The 14,273-nt window shown below is 58.9% G+C and carries 12 protein-coding genes and 1 tRNA gene; 11 read left to right on the top strand and 2 right to left on the bottom strand.

The window, feature by feature from the left end; all coding sequences use genetic code 11:
• The first annotated feature begins 261 nt into the window (after positions 1-261).
• The gene (locus tag DW029_RS10875) at positions 262-939 is read left to right on the top strand and encodes a copper homeostasis protein CutC (protein WP_117799403.1); all 678 of its coding nucleotides are present in this window, start codon (positions 262-264) and stop codon (positions 937-939) included.
• A gap of 3 nt (positions 940-942) precedes the next feature.
• Positions 943-1,743: a DUF4931 domain-containing protein gene (locus DW029_RS10870; protein WP_118346135.1), complete on the top strand. Its 801-nt coding sequence runs from the start codon at positions 943-945 to the stop codon at positions 1,741-1,743.
• A gap of 27 nt (positions 1,744-1,770) precedes the next feature.
• Here the strand turns inward: DW029_RS10870 and DW029_RS10865 are convergent, their stop codons facing one another.
• Positions 1,771-2,769: a bile acid:sodium symporter family protein gene (locus DW029_RS10865; protein WP_117799407.1), complete on the bottom strand. Its 999-nt coding sequence runs from the start codon at positions 2,767-2,769 to the stop codon at positions 1,771-1,773.
• A gap of 276 nt (positions 2,770-3,045) precedes the next feature.
• Here DW029_RS10865 and recJ point away from each other — a divergent pair, with 276 nt between their 5' ends.
• The 9 genes from recJ (at position 3,046) to rplT (ending at position 13,800) form a co-directional block, all read left to right on the top strand.
• Positions 3,046-6,333: a single-stranded-DNA-specific exonuclease RecJ gene (gene recJ, locus DW029_RS10860; RefSeq protein ID WP_117799409.1), complete on the top strand. Its 3,288-nt coding sequence runs from the start codon at positions 3,046-3,048 to the stop codon at positions 6,331-6,333.
• Positions 6,334-6,348: 15 nt separating this feature from the next.
• Positions 6,349-8,709, top strand: coding sequence for a bifunctional (p)ppGpp synthetase/guanosine-3',5'-bis(diphosphate) 3'-pyrophosphohydrolase (locus DW029_RS10855; RefSeq protein WP_118346133.1), 2,361 nt, complete (start codon positions 6,349-6,351; stop codon positions 8,707-8,709).
• Positions 8,710-8,793: 84 nt separating this feature from the next.
• On the top strand, positions 8,794-9,477 hold the full coding sequence (locus tag DW029_RS10850; RefSeq protein ID WP_117799411.1) for an MBL fold metallo-hydrolase: 684 nt from the start codon (positions 8,794-8,796) through the stop codon (positions 9,475-9,477).
• Positions 9,478-9,671: 194 nt separating this feature from the next.
• Positions 9,672-10,538 (top strand): class II fructose-1,6-bisphosphate aldolase, encoded by an 867-nt coding sequence (fba, locus tag DW029_RS10845; protein ID WP_118273529.1) that lies wholly within the window; start codon positions 9,672-9,674, stop codon positions 10,536-10,538.
• Between the two features lie 254 nt (positions 10,539-10,792).
• Entirely contained in the window at positions 10,793-12,226 is a 1,434-nt protein-coding gene (locus DW029_RS10840; RefSeq protein ID WP_118346130.1) for a transglutaminase-like domain-containing protein, read from the top strand.
• 39 nt (positions 12,227-12,265) lie between these two features.
• A tRNA-Leu gene (locus tag DW029_RS10835) sits at positions 12,266-12,352 on the top strand.
• Between the two features lie 248 nt (positions 12,353-12,600).
• A complete protein-coding gene (gene infC, locus DW029_RS10830; protein ID WP_006234423.1) occupies positions 12,601-13,170 on the top strand; it encodes a translation initiation factor IF-3 in 570 nt (189 codons plus the stop codon).
• Between the two features lie 32 nt (positions 13,171-13,202).
• On the top strand, positions 13,203-13,394 hold the full coding sequence (gene rpmI / locus DW029_RS10825; RefSeq protein ID WP_117734492.1) for a 50S ribosomal protein L35: 192 nt from the start codon (positions 13,203-13,205) through the stop codon (positions 13,392-13,394).
• 46 nt (positions 13,395-13,440) lie between these two features.
• Positions 13,441-13,800 (top strand): 50S ribosomal protein L20, encoded by a 360-nt coding sequence (rplT, locus tag DW029_RS10820; RefSeq protein ID WP_006234421.1) that lies wholly within the window; start codon positions 13,441-13,443, stop codon positions 13,798-13,800.
• A 189-nt stretch (positions 13,801-13,989) separates the two neighbouring features.
• On the opposite strand, the gene DW029_RS11770 is transcribed toward rplT, so the two are convergent.
• Positions 13,990-14,273: hypothetical protein (locus tag DW029_RS11770; protein WP_233543878.1), on the bottom strand; the 284-nt coding region annotated here is incomplete at its 5' end.

The raw sequence follows: 14,273 nt of genomic DNA, 5'->3' as shown, positions 1-14,273 counted from the left end.
CATGCCGGGGGCTCCCAATGTTTTATGTCCTGCTCATATCGTCTCTGCCGGCATCTGGGGACACTCCTTGTAGTCGTTGGGGACGTTCTTGAATGACTAGTCGTTTAAGAGCGTCCCCAACGACTACTCCCTTTATGCTGCGGTGGAATAGGGACTAAATGGGAGTCTCAGAGGCCAAAAGAGTCCCTATTCCACCGCAACTTCATGGGGGCGTGCGACAATGCCCGTCGGAAAACATCTGCTGTCTTTGGGGGTCTATCTATGCTGTACGAGTTTTGTGCCGAGAACTTTGAGCGGGTGCCGGCGGCTATCGACGCCGGTGCAAAGCGCATCGAGCTGTGCGACAACCTCGCCGTCGGTGGTACCACGCCCTCGGCCGGCGTTATCAGCGCTACGGTCAGCTATGCTCACGAGCACGATGCGCGGGTGATGTGCATGGTCCGCCCGCGTGGCGGCGACTTTTATTACAACCAGGACGAGTTGCGTATGATGGAGATGGACCTGGGCCTTGCTGTGAGTGCGGGCGTTGACGGCTTGGTCTTTGGCTGCTGCAAGCCCTGCGCTGGCGGATGGGCGCTCGATGAACTTACGCTTGGCGCCCTTGTGATGGCTACGGGCTGCGCGACCGAGGAATGTAAGCGTGAGCCCATCGACATCACCTTTCACATGGCCTTTGACCAGCTCTCGCCCGAGGCTCAGCTTGATGCGATTGATGCACTTGCCGACTGCGGCGTTACGCGCATCCTGACGCATGGCGGCGCGGCCGGCGCGCCGATTGAGGACAACTTCGACCACCTGGCTCGTTTAATCGAGTATGCGGGCGATCGTTTGACCATCCTTCCTGGCGGCGGCATCACTACGGCAAATCGTGACGCGGTCGCGGCGGCATTGGGCGTGTCCGAGCTCCATGGCACAAGGATCGTACCGCTGGAGGTGTAGCCCGTGGCACTTGTATTCGATGTTCAGCAGGCGAGCGGCAAACCCGATGACAACCGTCGCCCCGGTACCGCGTGTCCCTTTTGCAACACGGAGGGGCTCACCAACATCATCCAGCGTGATGGTGACTGCATCTGGCTCGAGAATAAGTTTAAGACCTTGCGGGCCACTCGCCAGACCGTATTGATTGAGTCGTCCGACCACGACGCCGACCTGGTGACCTATGCGCCGGACGACCTGCATCATGTGATGCGGTTTGCCCTGGGCTGTTGGCAGCAGATGATTGATTCCCAACAGTACCGCAGTGTGCTCATGTACAAGAACAAGGGCCCGCTTTCGGGCGGCAGTCTGGTTCATCCGCATATGCAGATTGTGGGTTTGGAACAGGAAGACGGCTATGCGGCGCTGACACCAGCCAACTTCGAAGGCATTGATGTCTGGCAGCGGGGGAGGGTCGCGATCAGCATTTCAACCGAGCCGATTATGGGCTTCTTTGAGATCAACGTTTCGGCTCCACAGGGAATCGCCGCCAGCGACGACGCCCGCGACCTAGCCGAAGCTGACCTGTTTGCCGACGCAATCCAGGTGGCTCTTCGCTATATCCTGAACGAGCACCACGGTGGTCGCGCAGAGTCGTACAACTTGTTCTTCTACCACATGGACGGCCGGACCATTGCCAAGGCGCTGCCACGTTGGGTGGTTTCGCCCTACTTTGTCGGTTATCGCCTGGCCCAGGTCAATGCCGAGACCACGCTCGATATCGATGCTGAGCGCCTGCGCATGCATTTGGAAACGCTCACGTCGTAAGGCGAACATCCGCGTAATGCGGACAGTCTAGCGTGCCATGGCATCGCGGCCGGCCTCGACCCGCTTGCGCTGGGCGGCACGCTCCTCGCCGGTCAGGCGCTCAAAGAGGTGCCCGATAATTGAGGCTAACACCTGCTGAAACAGCGTGCCGCACATGACGGGGAATACCACTTCGCCGGGAAAATACTGCGTGGCGATGACGGCACCCGAAGAGATGTTGCGCATGCCGCAGGTAAAGCACATGGTAGTCGTCTCGCTATATGGCAGATGCAGTGCACGGGCGACCAGAAAACCGACGACAAAGCCGCTGATGGCGAAGGTCAAAATAAAGAGGGCGACTTCTATGCGCACCGCGTTCATGTGCAGCACGTACTCGCTCATGGCGGTGGAGTTGGACGCGATAACGCCCATCATCATGAACTTGCAGGCGGGTGAGAGCGCGGGGGAGAGCTTCTCGTGTCCCCATCCACGCGTGAGCTCGTTGATCACGATGCCGAGCACGGCGGGGATGGCGATCATAAAGGCCATGTCTTGCATCATGCTCGGCACATCGATCGAGACGGTGGCACCCAGCAAGAGCTTCAGCGTGAGCGGAATCGTCACAGGTGAGATGACCGAGGACGTCAGGATGATGGTGAGCGCGAGCGGGCCGTTGCCGCCGAACATGCTAATCCACATAAAGGCAGTGACTGCCACGGGCACGCTGTACTCGAGCACGATGCCGCAGACAAGGTTGGGGTTGGAACCAAAGAACAGTGATCCCATGGCATAAGCTGCTATGGGAATAAGCACCGCCGAGACGAGCAGCGCCAAAATCAAGTGCAGTGGACGGCGGAACACCTCGGCCACCTGGTGAAAGGTGTTGCTGAGCGCACCTTGGAACGTCATAAAGGCAAACAGGGCGGGAACGATGGGCTTGAGCACGCCGATCTGCTGGGGAAAGAGCACGCCGAGCGTCACGCAAATCGGAACGATGACCTGCATGTGCCCCGCGAGAAACTTGCCCAGTCCAACCCATTGCTTCATATGCTCTTGTGACTCCCTTTGCTCGTGAATCCGTTTTGAATGGATATGCTAGACGCTCGCATGCGTCCGTGCGTCAGAAACGCTTGATTATTTCGAGGCTATTACCGGCATCGTTTATCGAAACCGCGGCGTGCTGCGGCGATTGGCGTCCGCACTGCACGGTATAATAAATCCGTTCAACAGATCTGCCTGCCGAAGCGGGCATACACAGAGGACTCATCGCTATGAACCGTGAGAGGTATCGCGGCGACCTGCCCCTATCGGGGGTGGGTGCCTATGTCATCGCTTAAGACGACGCATCGCTGGGCGGTCGCTCAGCAAAACCCCGAGCTCGAAAAGGAGCTTTCGGCTGGCCTGGGCATACCCGGGTTGGTGGCGCGCATTATGGTTGCGCACGGCATTACATCCATCGAAGAAGGCCAGCTGTTTTTGACGCCTTCGCTCGATCGCGACTGGGCCGATCCACTTATTATCCCGGGCATGTCGGTCGTTGCCGACCGCGTCGAGCGTGCTATTCGCAACCACGAGCGCATCGCGGTCTTTGGCGATTTTGACGTTGACGGTATTACGTCGACCTGCCTGTTGACCGAGGCACTGCGCACGTTTGGCGCCAATGTCACACCATTCATCCCGCACCGCTTTGACGAGGGATATGGCCTTTCGCGCGCGGCGCTCGACCGCGTCAACGAGCTCGCCCAACCCAATCTGATCGTGACCGTTGATAACGGTATCGCGGCGAAGGAGGAGGTCTCCTATCTGGAGAGCCTGGGAATCGACCTGGTGGTCACGGACCATCACGAGCCCTCCGATCAGGTGCCGCAGGGCGTGCCCCTGACCGACCCTAAGCTTGAGAACGAGGGCCCCTCGCGCGAGCTTGCTGGTGCCGGTGTGGCGCTCAAGCTGGTGCAAGTCTTGGGCGAGCGTTTGGGCAAACCGTCGTATTGGCGTTCGCTGATCGAGGTTGCGGCGCTTGGCACCGTGTCTGACATGATGCCGCTGACGCCCGAGAACCGCGCACTGGTCGCCGAGGGCATCCAACAGATGCGCGTGACGGCTCGTCCCGGCTACATCGCGCTGGCAGCGCTCGCCAAGGCCGACCTCTCTAGCATTACGGCCGATGGCCTGTCGTTTTCGCTCATCCCTCGTCTGAATGCTGCCGGCCGCATGGCTGATCCCAAGCTGGCGCTCGACCTGCTGCTTGCCCGCGACCCCATCGAAGCGAGTGCGCTTGCCGCCGAGCTCGAGGAAATCAATCGCCAACGCCGCGAGATCGAGGCGGAGCTTACACGCGATGCCATGGCGAAGGTCGAGGAGACTTATGACGGCGGTCGCGCGATCGTCGTGGGCGGCGAGGGCTGGCACGAGGGCGTCAAGGGTATCGTAGCGAGCCGTCTGACCAACCGTTATCACGTGCCGGCGCTGCTGTTCTCGATCGAAGACGGTATCGCTCGCGGTTCGGGTCGCTCGGTGGGCAAGGTCAACCTGTTCGACGCCGTCGAGCGTTGCTCCGACCTGCTGATTCGTCGCGGCGGGCATGCCGGTGCGGTGGGCGTGACCATCGAGGCATCCAAGCTCGACGAGTTCCGTCGTCGCCTTTCCGCCGTGCTGTCCGAGCTTCCCGCCGAGGACTTTGAGGACACTGACGAGGTTGCCGCCACCGTTGACCTCTCCGAGCTGAATATTGAGACCATCGAGCAGATCTCCCGTCTTGAGCCGTTTGGCCAGGGCAACAAGGTGCCGCTGTTGGCGGCCGAGGGCGTGACAATGTGCGATCGCGCCGTGGTGGGCAAAACCGGCGAGCACATGCGCTTCGTGGCGACCGATGGCGCCGCGAGTGTGCCGGCTATTATGTTCCGCGTGCCGCAGATCGATAAGCTCATCAATTGCGATAGCGCCGTCGATTTGGTGTTCGAGGCCGTGGCCGAGCATTGGCAGGGACGCGTGAAGCCCAAGCTCATGATCAAAGATGTCTTGGTGCGCGATACCACGGCGCCCAATATCGACGATCCGGCGTGCGAGCTTCGTCGTGGCGTGCGGCCGGCGGACTTAGGCCCGCGCCTGGAGTCGCGTAAGCGCGAGACGCTTGCCCAGCTTTCCTATACCGAGCTCACGCGCTCGCTCATTCACAGCTTTATCGGATCGAACCAGCCGCACCGCGCACAGGTTGAGGCACTCGATGCCTTGGCCGACCACAAGAGCGTCTTGGCCGTTATGGGAACGGGCCGCGGCAAGTCTCTCATCTTCCATGTACATGCCGCGCGTGAGGCGGTGCTTCGCGGACGTGCGAGCATCTTTGTCTATCCGCTGCGTGCGCTCGTTGCCGACCAGGCCTATCACCTTTCTTCGACGATGGCAGCGCTTGGCATTGGTGTTGGCGTGCTGACCGGCGAGACCGTGGAGGCGGCGCGCGATGACGTGTTTGCCGGTTTGGCTTCGGGCCGCACCGGCATCGTGCTCACGACGCCCGAGTTCCTGTCCATTCACCGCGATCGCTTTGCGCGTTCGGGGCGCATCGGTTTTGTCGTTATCGATGAGGCGCATCATGCCGGTCTTGCCAAAGGTGGCGACCGGAGCGCGTACCTCGACATGCCCGATATTCTCAAAGCGCTAGGCGATCCCGTTGTCATGGCGGCAACGGCTACCGCGACGGCTCCGGTCGTGGCAGAGCTCGCTCGCGTATTGCCCATTACCAGCACGGTGGTTGACGAGACCGTGCGCGAGAACCTGCAACTCGAGGACGATCGCGACCTCGCAAGCCGCGAAAATCGCCTGGTGTCGATTGTGGCGACGGGGGAGAAGACCGTTATCTACGTCAATTCGCGCGACCAGTCCGTGGCACTTGCCAAGACGCTGCGCAAGCGCGTGCCAGACTGTGCGACCCATATCGCGTTCTATAACGCCGGGCTCGCGCGTTCCGATCGCCGCCGCGTCGAGGAGGCGTTTCGAGATGGCAGCCTCAGCTGCATCGTCTCGACCTCGGCCTTCGGTGAGGGCGTGAACCTGCCCGATATCCGACATGTCGTGCTCTACCATATGCCGTTTGGCGCGATTGAGTTTAACCAGATGAGCGGCCGTGCCGGTCGTGACGGACAGCCCGCTGTGATTCATCTGCTCTATTCGTCGCGTGACGCCCGTATTAACGAGCGCCTACTCGATTGCTACGCGCCCGAACGCGATGAGCTCGTCACGCTCTATCGAGCGCTGCAGACCATGTGGCGCTCCAACCGCGGCAAGACGGGGGACGATTCATTCTGCGCAAGCAATATCGACATTGCGCAGATGTGCCTTGCAATCGACGCGCGCACGCCGGTCGATGAGCGCTCGGTGGAAAGCGGCCTGGGAATCTTCGAAGAGCTTGGTTTCTGTCGCGTTTCGGGGTTTGACGACACCCGTCGCATCGCGATGGCCGAAAACCCTGGCCGCGTGCAATTGAGCAGGTCAATTCGCTATTTGGAGGGCTTGCGCTCGCGCATGGAGTTCTCGGCTTTTCGGAGCTGGGCGCTCGATTCGTGTGCTTCTGATATGCTAGCCAAAGTTAACCGCCCGATCGTACCACGGGCCTAGGGGAAGGGGACCTCGATGGATGCCGCAGCCCGTACCGCCCATGATTCCACCCTCCAGCCTTTTTCTGAGATGGAGCACTATAAGCATGCCGATGAGCTGCCGCCCGAGATTATGGCGGACAGTTACGACAAGCTGGAGCGTCTGTGCCTCAAATATATGAATGAGGATGACTTCTCCATGGTGGAGCAGGCCTACTGCTTTGCCGCCGAGAAGCATTGCAACCAAAAGCGCCGCTCGGGTGAGATGTACATTAACCATCCCGTCGAGGTGGCCATCATTCTGGCTGATCTCAAGATGGACTGCGATGTGGTGTGCGCCGCGTTGCTGCACGATACCGTCGAGGACACCGAAACCTCGCTTGCCGACGTTTCCGGCCTGTTTGGCGAAACCGTGGCAGAGCTCGTCGACGGCGTGACCAAGCTCACCAACATCGAAGTCGACAGCATGGACGAGAAGCAGGCGCTTACGCTGCGCAAGATGTTCCTTGCCATGTCCAAGGACATTCGCGTCATCATCGTCAAACTCGCCGACCGCCTGCATAATATGCGCACGCTCGCCGCCCTGCGCGAGGACCGTCGCCTGTTTAAGGCACGCGAGACTATGGACGTGTACGCGCCCCTGGCCGACCGCCTGGGCATGAGCTCTATTAAGTGGGAGCTCGAGGATCTGTCCTTCTTCTATTTGGAGCCCGACGCCTACCAGCGCATCGCGCGCATGGTGGCAGAGTCGCGTGAGGTTCGCGAGCGCTATCTGGCCGAGACTATCAAGACGCTCACCGATGAACTCAACCGCATTGGCCTGGAGGGCTTCCAGATCAACGGCCGCTCCAAGCACTATTGGTCCATTTACCAAAAGATGAAGCGCAAGGGCAAGGAATTCTCCGAGATTTACGACTTGGTGGCGCTGCGCGTCATCACCCATTCGGTGCGCGATTGCTATTCCACGCTCGGTGCGGTGCATACGCTGTGGCACCCCATGCCCGGTCGCTTTAAAGACTATATCGCCATGCCCAAGGTCAATAACTACCAATCGCTTCACACGACGGTTATCGGCCCCACGGCCCGCCCGCTCGAGATTCAGATTCGAACCTACGAGATGCATGAGCAGGCCGAGTACGGCATTGCCGCCCACTGGCTCTATAAGAAGTCGGGCGGATCGTCTGCTTCAAAGACCAATGATGCCCAGCGTCTGGACGACCAGATTAACTGGCTCAAACATTCGCTCGATTGGGCTGCGTCTGATGAGATCACCGACGCCAAGGAATACCTGCATTCGCTGAAGGTCGACTTGTTTGACCAGGAGATTTTTGTCTTTACGCCCAAGGGCGAGGTCATGGCGCTTCGCGCCGGCTCAACACCGCTCGACTTTGCCTACGCCGTTCATACCGAGGTCGGCAACCACTGCGTCGGCGCTAAGATCAACGGTGCGGTGGCGCCGCTCACGCACGAAATCAAGACGGGCGACCGCGTTGAAATCCTGACCAACAAGAGTTCCAAGCCGTCGCGTGATTGGCTCAAGATCGTTAAGACACCTTCCGCCAAGTCAAAGATCCGCCGCTATTTTGCCGCCGCGACCAAGGACGACGACGCTGCCGCCGGCCGCGATATACTGGCCAAGGACCTGCGCAAGCGCGGGTATGGCATCTCTACGCCACGATCCACGCGTGCGCTCAACGCCGTGGCGGAGCAGTTTAACTACAAGCAGCTCGAGGACCTGTTTGCCGCCGTCGGTGCGGGCAAAGTCGCCCCGCGCGCTGTGGGTAACAAGGTCGAGCAAATCTTGGACCCCAAGCCCGAGGAGCAGATCACCAAGGCCGAGGCCATTGCCGAGGTCGTGAAGCAGCCTGCGCGCGGATCAAACCGCAAGCCACAAAAGCGTGGCAAGAGCGCCAGCAACGGTATCATCGTCAAGGGCGAGAGCAACAGCGGTCTGCTGGTCCGTTTGGCGCATTGCTGCAATCCGGTGACGGGCGACGACATCGTCGGCTTCATCACGCGCGGTCGTGGCGTTTCGGTGCATCGCGCCAATTGCCCCAACGTCAAGGGTCTTATGGAGCATCCCGAGCGCATGATCGAAGTGGAGTGGGACGGCGCTGCCGATACCCTGTTCCAGGTTGAGATCGTGGTCGAGTGCCTGGACCGCATGGGCCTTCTCAAGGATGTCACCATTGCCATTGGCGATGCGGGCGGCAATATCCTTTCTGCCGCCACGTCGACCAACCGCGAGGGTATTGCAACCCTGCGCTTTATGGTCGAGATTTCGGACGCGAGTGGTCTGGATCCGCTGCTGGCTTCCATCAGCAGTGTCGACTCGGTCTATGACGCACGCCGTCTGATGCCGGGTGAGGGTGGAGCTCAGCTCAAGCGCCGCGTTTAGTCGCGACGAACGTGCCACATTATCGATATTCGCTACACTCGAGGCATCGTTTGATGCCTCGAGTTCTATAGAGAGGAGAGGGATATGAGCGCTGCGTCCTTGGATTTAACTCCCAAAGGATCGGTCGAGATCGAGACGCTCGTAAACGGTCCCATTCAGACCAACAGCTATGCTGTTATTTCGGACAATGAGTGCGTGATTATCGACCCCGCATGGGAAGGCGAGCGCCTGGTGGAGCATATTCGAGCCGAGCATCCCGGTGTACGCGTGCTTGGCGCCGTATGCACTCATGGCCATGCCGATCATGTTGGTGGTGTTGCCGGCGTACGAACCGCCGTTGGCGAGGGCTGCCAGTATGAGCTGTGTGCTAAGGATGTGGCGGTGCCGTATGCGAATATCGAGGAACAGCGAGCTATGTGGGGCATTGAGACGCCCGACCCCGGGGAGCCGACGCGCCTGCTCGCCGAGGGCGATGCTATTGAGGTGGGCGATATCTGCCTGCAGGTGATCGAGACGCCCGGGCACACACCGGGTGGCATTGTTTTGTTCGCTGCCACCGAGCAGGGAAGCATCGCCTTTGTTGGCGACACGCTATTCCCGGGCAGCCACGGCCGTACCGACCTTTCCGGCGGAGACGAGGCTGCGATTCTGCGCTCGCTCTCCAAGCTCGCCCGGCTTCTCCCGCCCGATACCGTTTGCCTAACCGGCCATGGCGCTTCGACCACCATGGCACGCGAGCTCATGCAGAACCCTTTCATGCAGATGTAGCTTAATAGTCGGCTTCTAAAGCACGAGAAGCGCCCAAACGTCAAGCTATTTTTCTCCAACGGGTCGATTCCGTAGCGCAAACGGTCAAAAAAGTCTGTTTGGACGATATTCGTGAACAAACGAACGTTTATGCTCGGGTACGCCGTGGTAAAATCTCAGGCGTTATCGGAGCAACCTTACAGGAGGTTTCTTTTATGCTCGTCAACGCAGCAGACATGCTCAAGAAGGCCGAGGCCGGCAAGTACGCTCTCGGTGCCTTCAACACCAACAACCTCGAGTGGACCCTGGCTGTGCTCCAGGCCGCCGAGGAGGCCAAGTCTCCGCTGATCCTTCAGTGCACCGCTGGTGCCGCTAAGTGGATGGGCGGTTTCAAGGTCTGCGCCGACATGGTCAAGGCTGCCGTCGAGGCCACGGGCGTTACCGTTCCCGTCGCCCTTCACCTCGATCACGGTTCTTACGAGGACTGCTTCAAGTGCATCGAGGCCGGCTTCACGTCCATCATGTATGACGGCTCTCACGAGGAGACCTTCCAGCTTAACCTCGACCGCACCAAGGAGCTCGTTGAGCTTGCCCACTCCAAGGGCATGTCCATCGAGGCCGAGGTCGGCGGCATCGGCGGCACCGAGGACGGCGTGACCTCCAACGGCGAGCTCGCTGACCCCGCTGAGTGCAAGCAGATTGCCGACCTGGGCGTTGACTTCCTCGCCTGCGGCATCGGCAACATCCACGGCGTGTATCCTGCCGACTGGGCTGGCCTTTCCTTCGAGCGTCTGGGCGAGATCAAGGCCCAGACCGGTGACCTGCCCCTCGTTCTGCACGGTGGTACCGGCATCCCCGAGGATCAGATCAAGAAGGCCATCTCCCTGGGCATCTCCAAGATCAACGTCAACACCGACCTGCAGCTCGTTTTCGCCAAGGGCGTCCGCGAGTACATCGAGGCTGGCAAGGATCAGCAGGGCAAGGGCTTCGATCCCCGCAAGCTCCTCAAGCCTGGTCGCGATAACATCGTTGCCCGCACCAAGGAGCTCATGGAGGAGTTTGGCTCCGTCAACAAGGCGTAAGTAGCGGTTTAACTTTCCCGCCGGAGGCCCCATTCGCCCTACGCTTTTCCCTTGCGCTCACCTGGCTTTGCCAGAAGTCGCGCAATGGGAAAAGCTCCGGGCGAACGGGGCTTCCTTCGTTAACTCGCTACAGGGTTACAGGGCTGAGATAATTGAATTGATACCGTTTATCGGTGTTGAGGGCTCCTTGGTTGGGGGCTTTGTTTTTATGTCGGTACAATGGGCTCAGGTTGTCGTTCTACTTGGGAGTGGTTATGGCTGTTATTGATATTTTGCCTGCCGACGGGAAGGTTGTTGCCGAGGGTCCCGTTGGGTGCTCTGTTGAGGTTTGCGACGATGATTTCCGTCATCTCGATATCGGATTGCCGCCTGAGATTCTTCGTCTCAAGGATGCTGGATATCTGACACAGGCGGTTGCGGCTTGCGATCGTCTTTTGAAGCAGAATCCTGATCCCTCGTTTGCCGCCTGCGTTCGTGCCGAGCGGTATCGCATGATCGAGACGCCGCTTCATTTTTCGGTGTCGCGTGATCGGGCTATTGAGATGATCCGCGAGGAATGGCCCGAGTTTACCGATAAGCAGTTTGACGACCTGATTGACCGCAAGCGTATCGATTGGCGTTTTATCGATGGCGAGCTATTCGTCCTCGACAATTTCCTTGATTCCTTGCGCGTGTATCCCAAGGAGGTTCCGGGCCTGCGCCCCGATCCTACGGATAGCATTGCGCTGCGCAACCAGATGCTCGAGGAGATGGAAACGCAGGGCGGCCTGTCTCGCACCATTACGCTTAAGGCGTGCGTGTCTGTCCCCGGGGCTTTGGAAGGAGAGGCCGTTCGCGCGTGGCTTCCCGTTGCCGCTGCCTGCCGCCAGCAGTCTCAGATCGAGATTCTTGATATGACGCCGGAGGGGGTCATTGCCCCTGCGAACGCCTTGGCGCGTACCGCTTCGTGGGTCTCCTCGACCGATCGCTCGTTCTCGGTGATCTATCGTTATCAAATCGATGCCGCTTATCACGATATCTATGGGGGTGCGCTTCCGGCGCATCCGTGTATGGACACATCGCTGCCCGAGGACATTTCCGAGGACCGTCCACACATTGCGTTCACGCCGTATCTGCAGCAGCTGACTGAGCGTGTCGTTGACGGGCTCGAGGACCAGCTCGATCGAGCTCGGGCTATCTATGATTACTTGACGCTGCATATCGACTATCGCTATCAGCCGCCGTATCTGCTTTTGGGCTCCATCGCCGATGACTGTGCGCATTCGCTTCGCGGTGATTGTGGCGTTATGGCGCTCACGTTTATCACCATGTGCCGCATTGCCGGTGTGCCCGCCCGCTGGCAGAGCGGCCTGTACGTTGCGCCCGACTCGGTGGGGCCGCATGACTGGGCGGAGTTTTATACGCCGCAGACTGGCTGGCTCAACGCCGATGTCTCGTTTGGTTCCTCGGCGCGTAGGATGGGGGAGGAATGGCGCCGCCGCCACTATTTTGGTAACCTCGATCCGTGGCGCATGGTGGCAAATTCCCGGTTCCAGGCAGGGTTTGAACCCGTCTTCGACGGTATGCGCGAGGATCCCTATGACAACCAGATGGGGGAGGTCTCGGTCGACGGACGCGGGTGCCGTCGGCGCGAGATGCTCCGTTCGGTCGAGCTCATCGAAATGTTCGAAGTTCCATTTTCGGACTAATCAACAGAAAGCTGTGATAAACTAACTCACGCATTACGTGCCCGAGTGGCGGAATTGGCAGACGCAGTGGACTCAAAATCCACCGTTGGCAACAACGTGCGAGTTCGAGTCTCGCCTCGGGCACCATACATGCAAGTGAGCGTTCAAGGGGGCTAAGGCCCCCTTTTTCGTGTACGTAATGTGATAACGCGCTGGACGTGTTATTATCGCCAAGGCGTTGTTCCCGCAATGCCCTAAAGAGGAACCAGAGGGTTCCCACCTTTTGGCGCCAATGAGCAGCTGACTGGTCATACAACTTAGATTCACTTCCTCAAATCGAGGATGTCTATGTGTACGACCTGGTTGCAAAGAAGCGCCGGGTTATTTTTTTATGAATGGAGGTAGGGAAAATAGCTAAGTCTGATGACACCCGCATCAACGACGAGATCACTGCATCTTCGTGCCGTTTGATTGGCGTCGATGGCTCTCAGCTCGGCCTGTTCGCCATCCGCGATGCCCAGCGCGTCGCCGACGATCAGGGTCTCGACCTGGTCGAGATTGCTCCCAACGCGGAGCCACCGGTCTGCAAGGTCATGGACTACGGTAAGTTCAAGTACCAGCAGGCCATGAAGGCCAAGGCCGCTCGTAAGAACCAGTCCAAGGTCGAGGTCAAGGAAATGAAGTTCCGACCCAAGATTGACGTTGGCGATTACGAGACCAAGAAGGGCCACGTTCTGCGTTTCCTCAAGAAGGGCGCACGCGTTAAGATCACCATCATGTTCCGCGGCCGTGAGATGGCTCACCCGGAGCAGGGTCTTAACGTTCTCGAGCGTCTCGCCGAGGATCTCAAGCCTTACGCTACGGTCGAGTCCAAGCCTAAGATGGAAGGCCGTAACATGCTTATGCTGCTCGCCCCGATTAAGGGCGCCTTCGATGAGGATAAAGCGGCAAGCGATACCAAGTAACTAGTGTTCTGTAACCGATTAAGGAGTATTTCATGCCTAAGATGAAGTCCCACAGCGGCACCAAGAAGCGTTTCCGCAAGACTGGTACCGGCAAGCTTATGCGCGCCAAGGCTTTCAAGAGCCACATCCTGAGCAAGAAGTCCACCAAGCGCAAGCGTGGCTTCCGCAAGGAGACCGAGATCGCCGCTGCCGACCGCAAGGTCATTAAGTCGCGTCTCGCCTAAGTTCGCGTTCCCTTTTTTCGTTTTACCGTCTAGGAGTTGATAGAACATGGCACGTATTAAGCGCGCTGTTGCCGCCAAGAAGAAGCGCCGTACCGTTATGCACCGTGCGAAGGGTTACTACGGTGCCGCTTCGCGTACTTACAAGCATGCTAAAGAGCAGGTCCAGCACTCCCTGCAGTATCAGTATCGTGATCGCCGCAACAAGAAGCGCGAGATCCGTTCTCTCTGGATCACCCGTATCAACGCTGCCGCTCGCCTGAACGACATTTCTTATTCTCAGTTCATGCACGGCCTGAAGGTTGCCGGCATTGAGCTCGACCGCAAGGTCCTGGCTCAGATGGCTTACGAGGACATCGAGTCCTTCAACGAGCTGGCCACCATTGCCAAGAAGGCTCTCGAGGCCTAATAGATTCTCTTGAATCGCTAGGGGAGTGTCGCGTTGTGCGCGGCGCTCCCTCTTTTTATCTGAAGCGCGGTTTACATTGCTAAAAGCGCGGGTAGATAGACACCTACAGGTGACCGATCTCTATATATTCCTGAACCAAAGGGTCATCATCTGATACGTGCGGAAGATTCGCACCAGTCTTTCTATTAGCTATAGAAGGCGATATGTTGTGTAGGACTTGTGAAGAGTGGAATTGACGTCCCACAGGGCTTCGCGGTCTGGCAATATATCTCCTTGCCGCGCGGCCCGGTGGAACCGGATGAGCCGCGGGGCGTGCACCTTGAGAACCGGATACTGCGAGGATGGACACACCAGTTGTGTCGCATCCGGGCAGACATCGAACCATTTGAAATGGTCTGACTTGGATTTGTTTTTCGCAAGGCCGCCGAGAGGCGGCCCCGAGAAATTCCTTTTCCTATCAAACAGAACCATAT

Source organism: Collinsella sp. AF38-3AC (assembly GCF_003474365.1).
Lineage (GTDB): Bacteria > Actinomycetota > Coriobacteriia > Coriobacteriales > Coriobacteriaceae > Collinsella.
The sequence above is the reverse complement of the archived record's forward strand: the minus strand, read 5'-3'. Positions and strand labels throughout refer to the sequence as shown.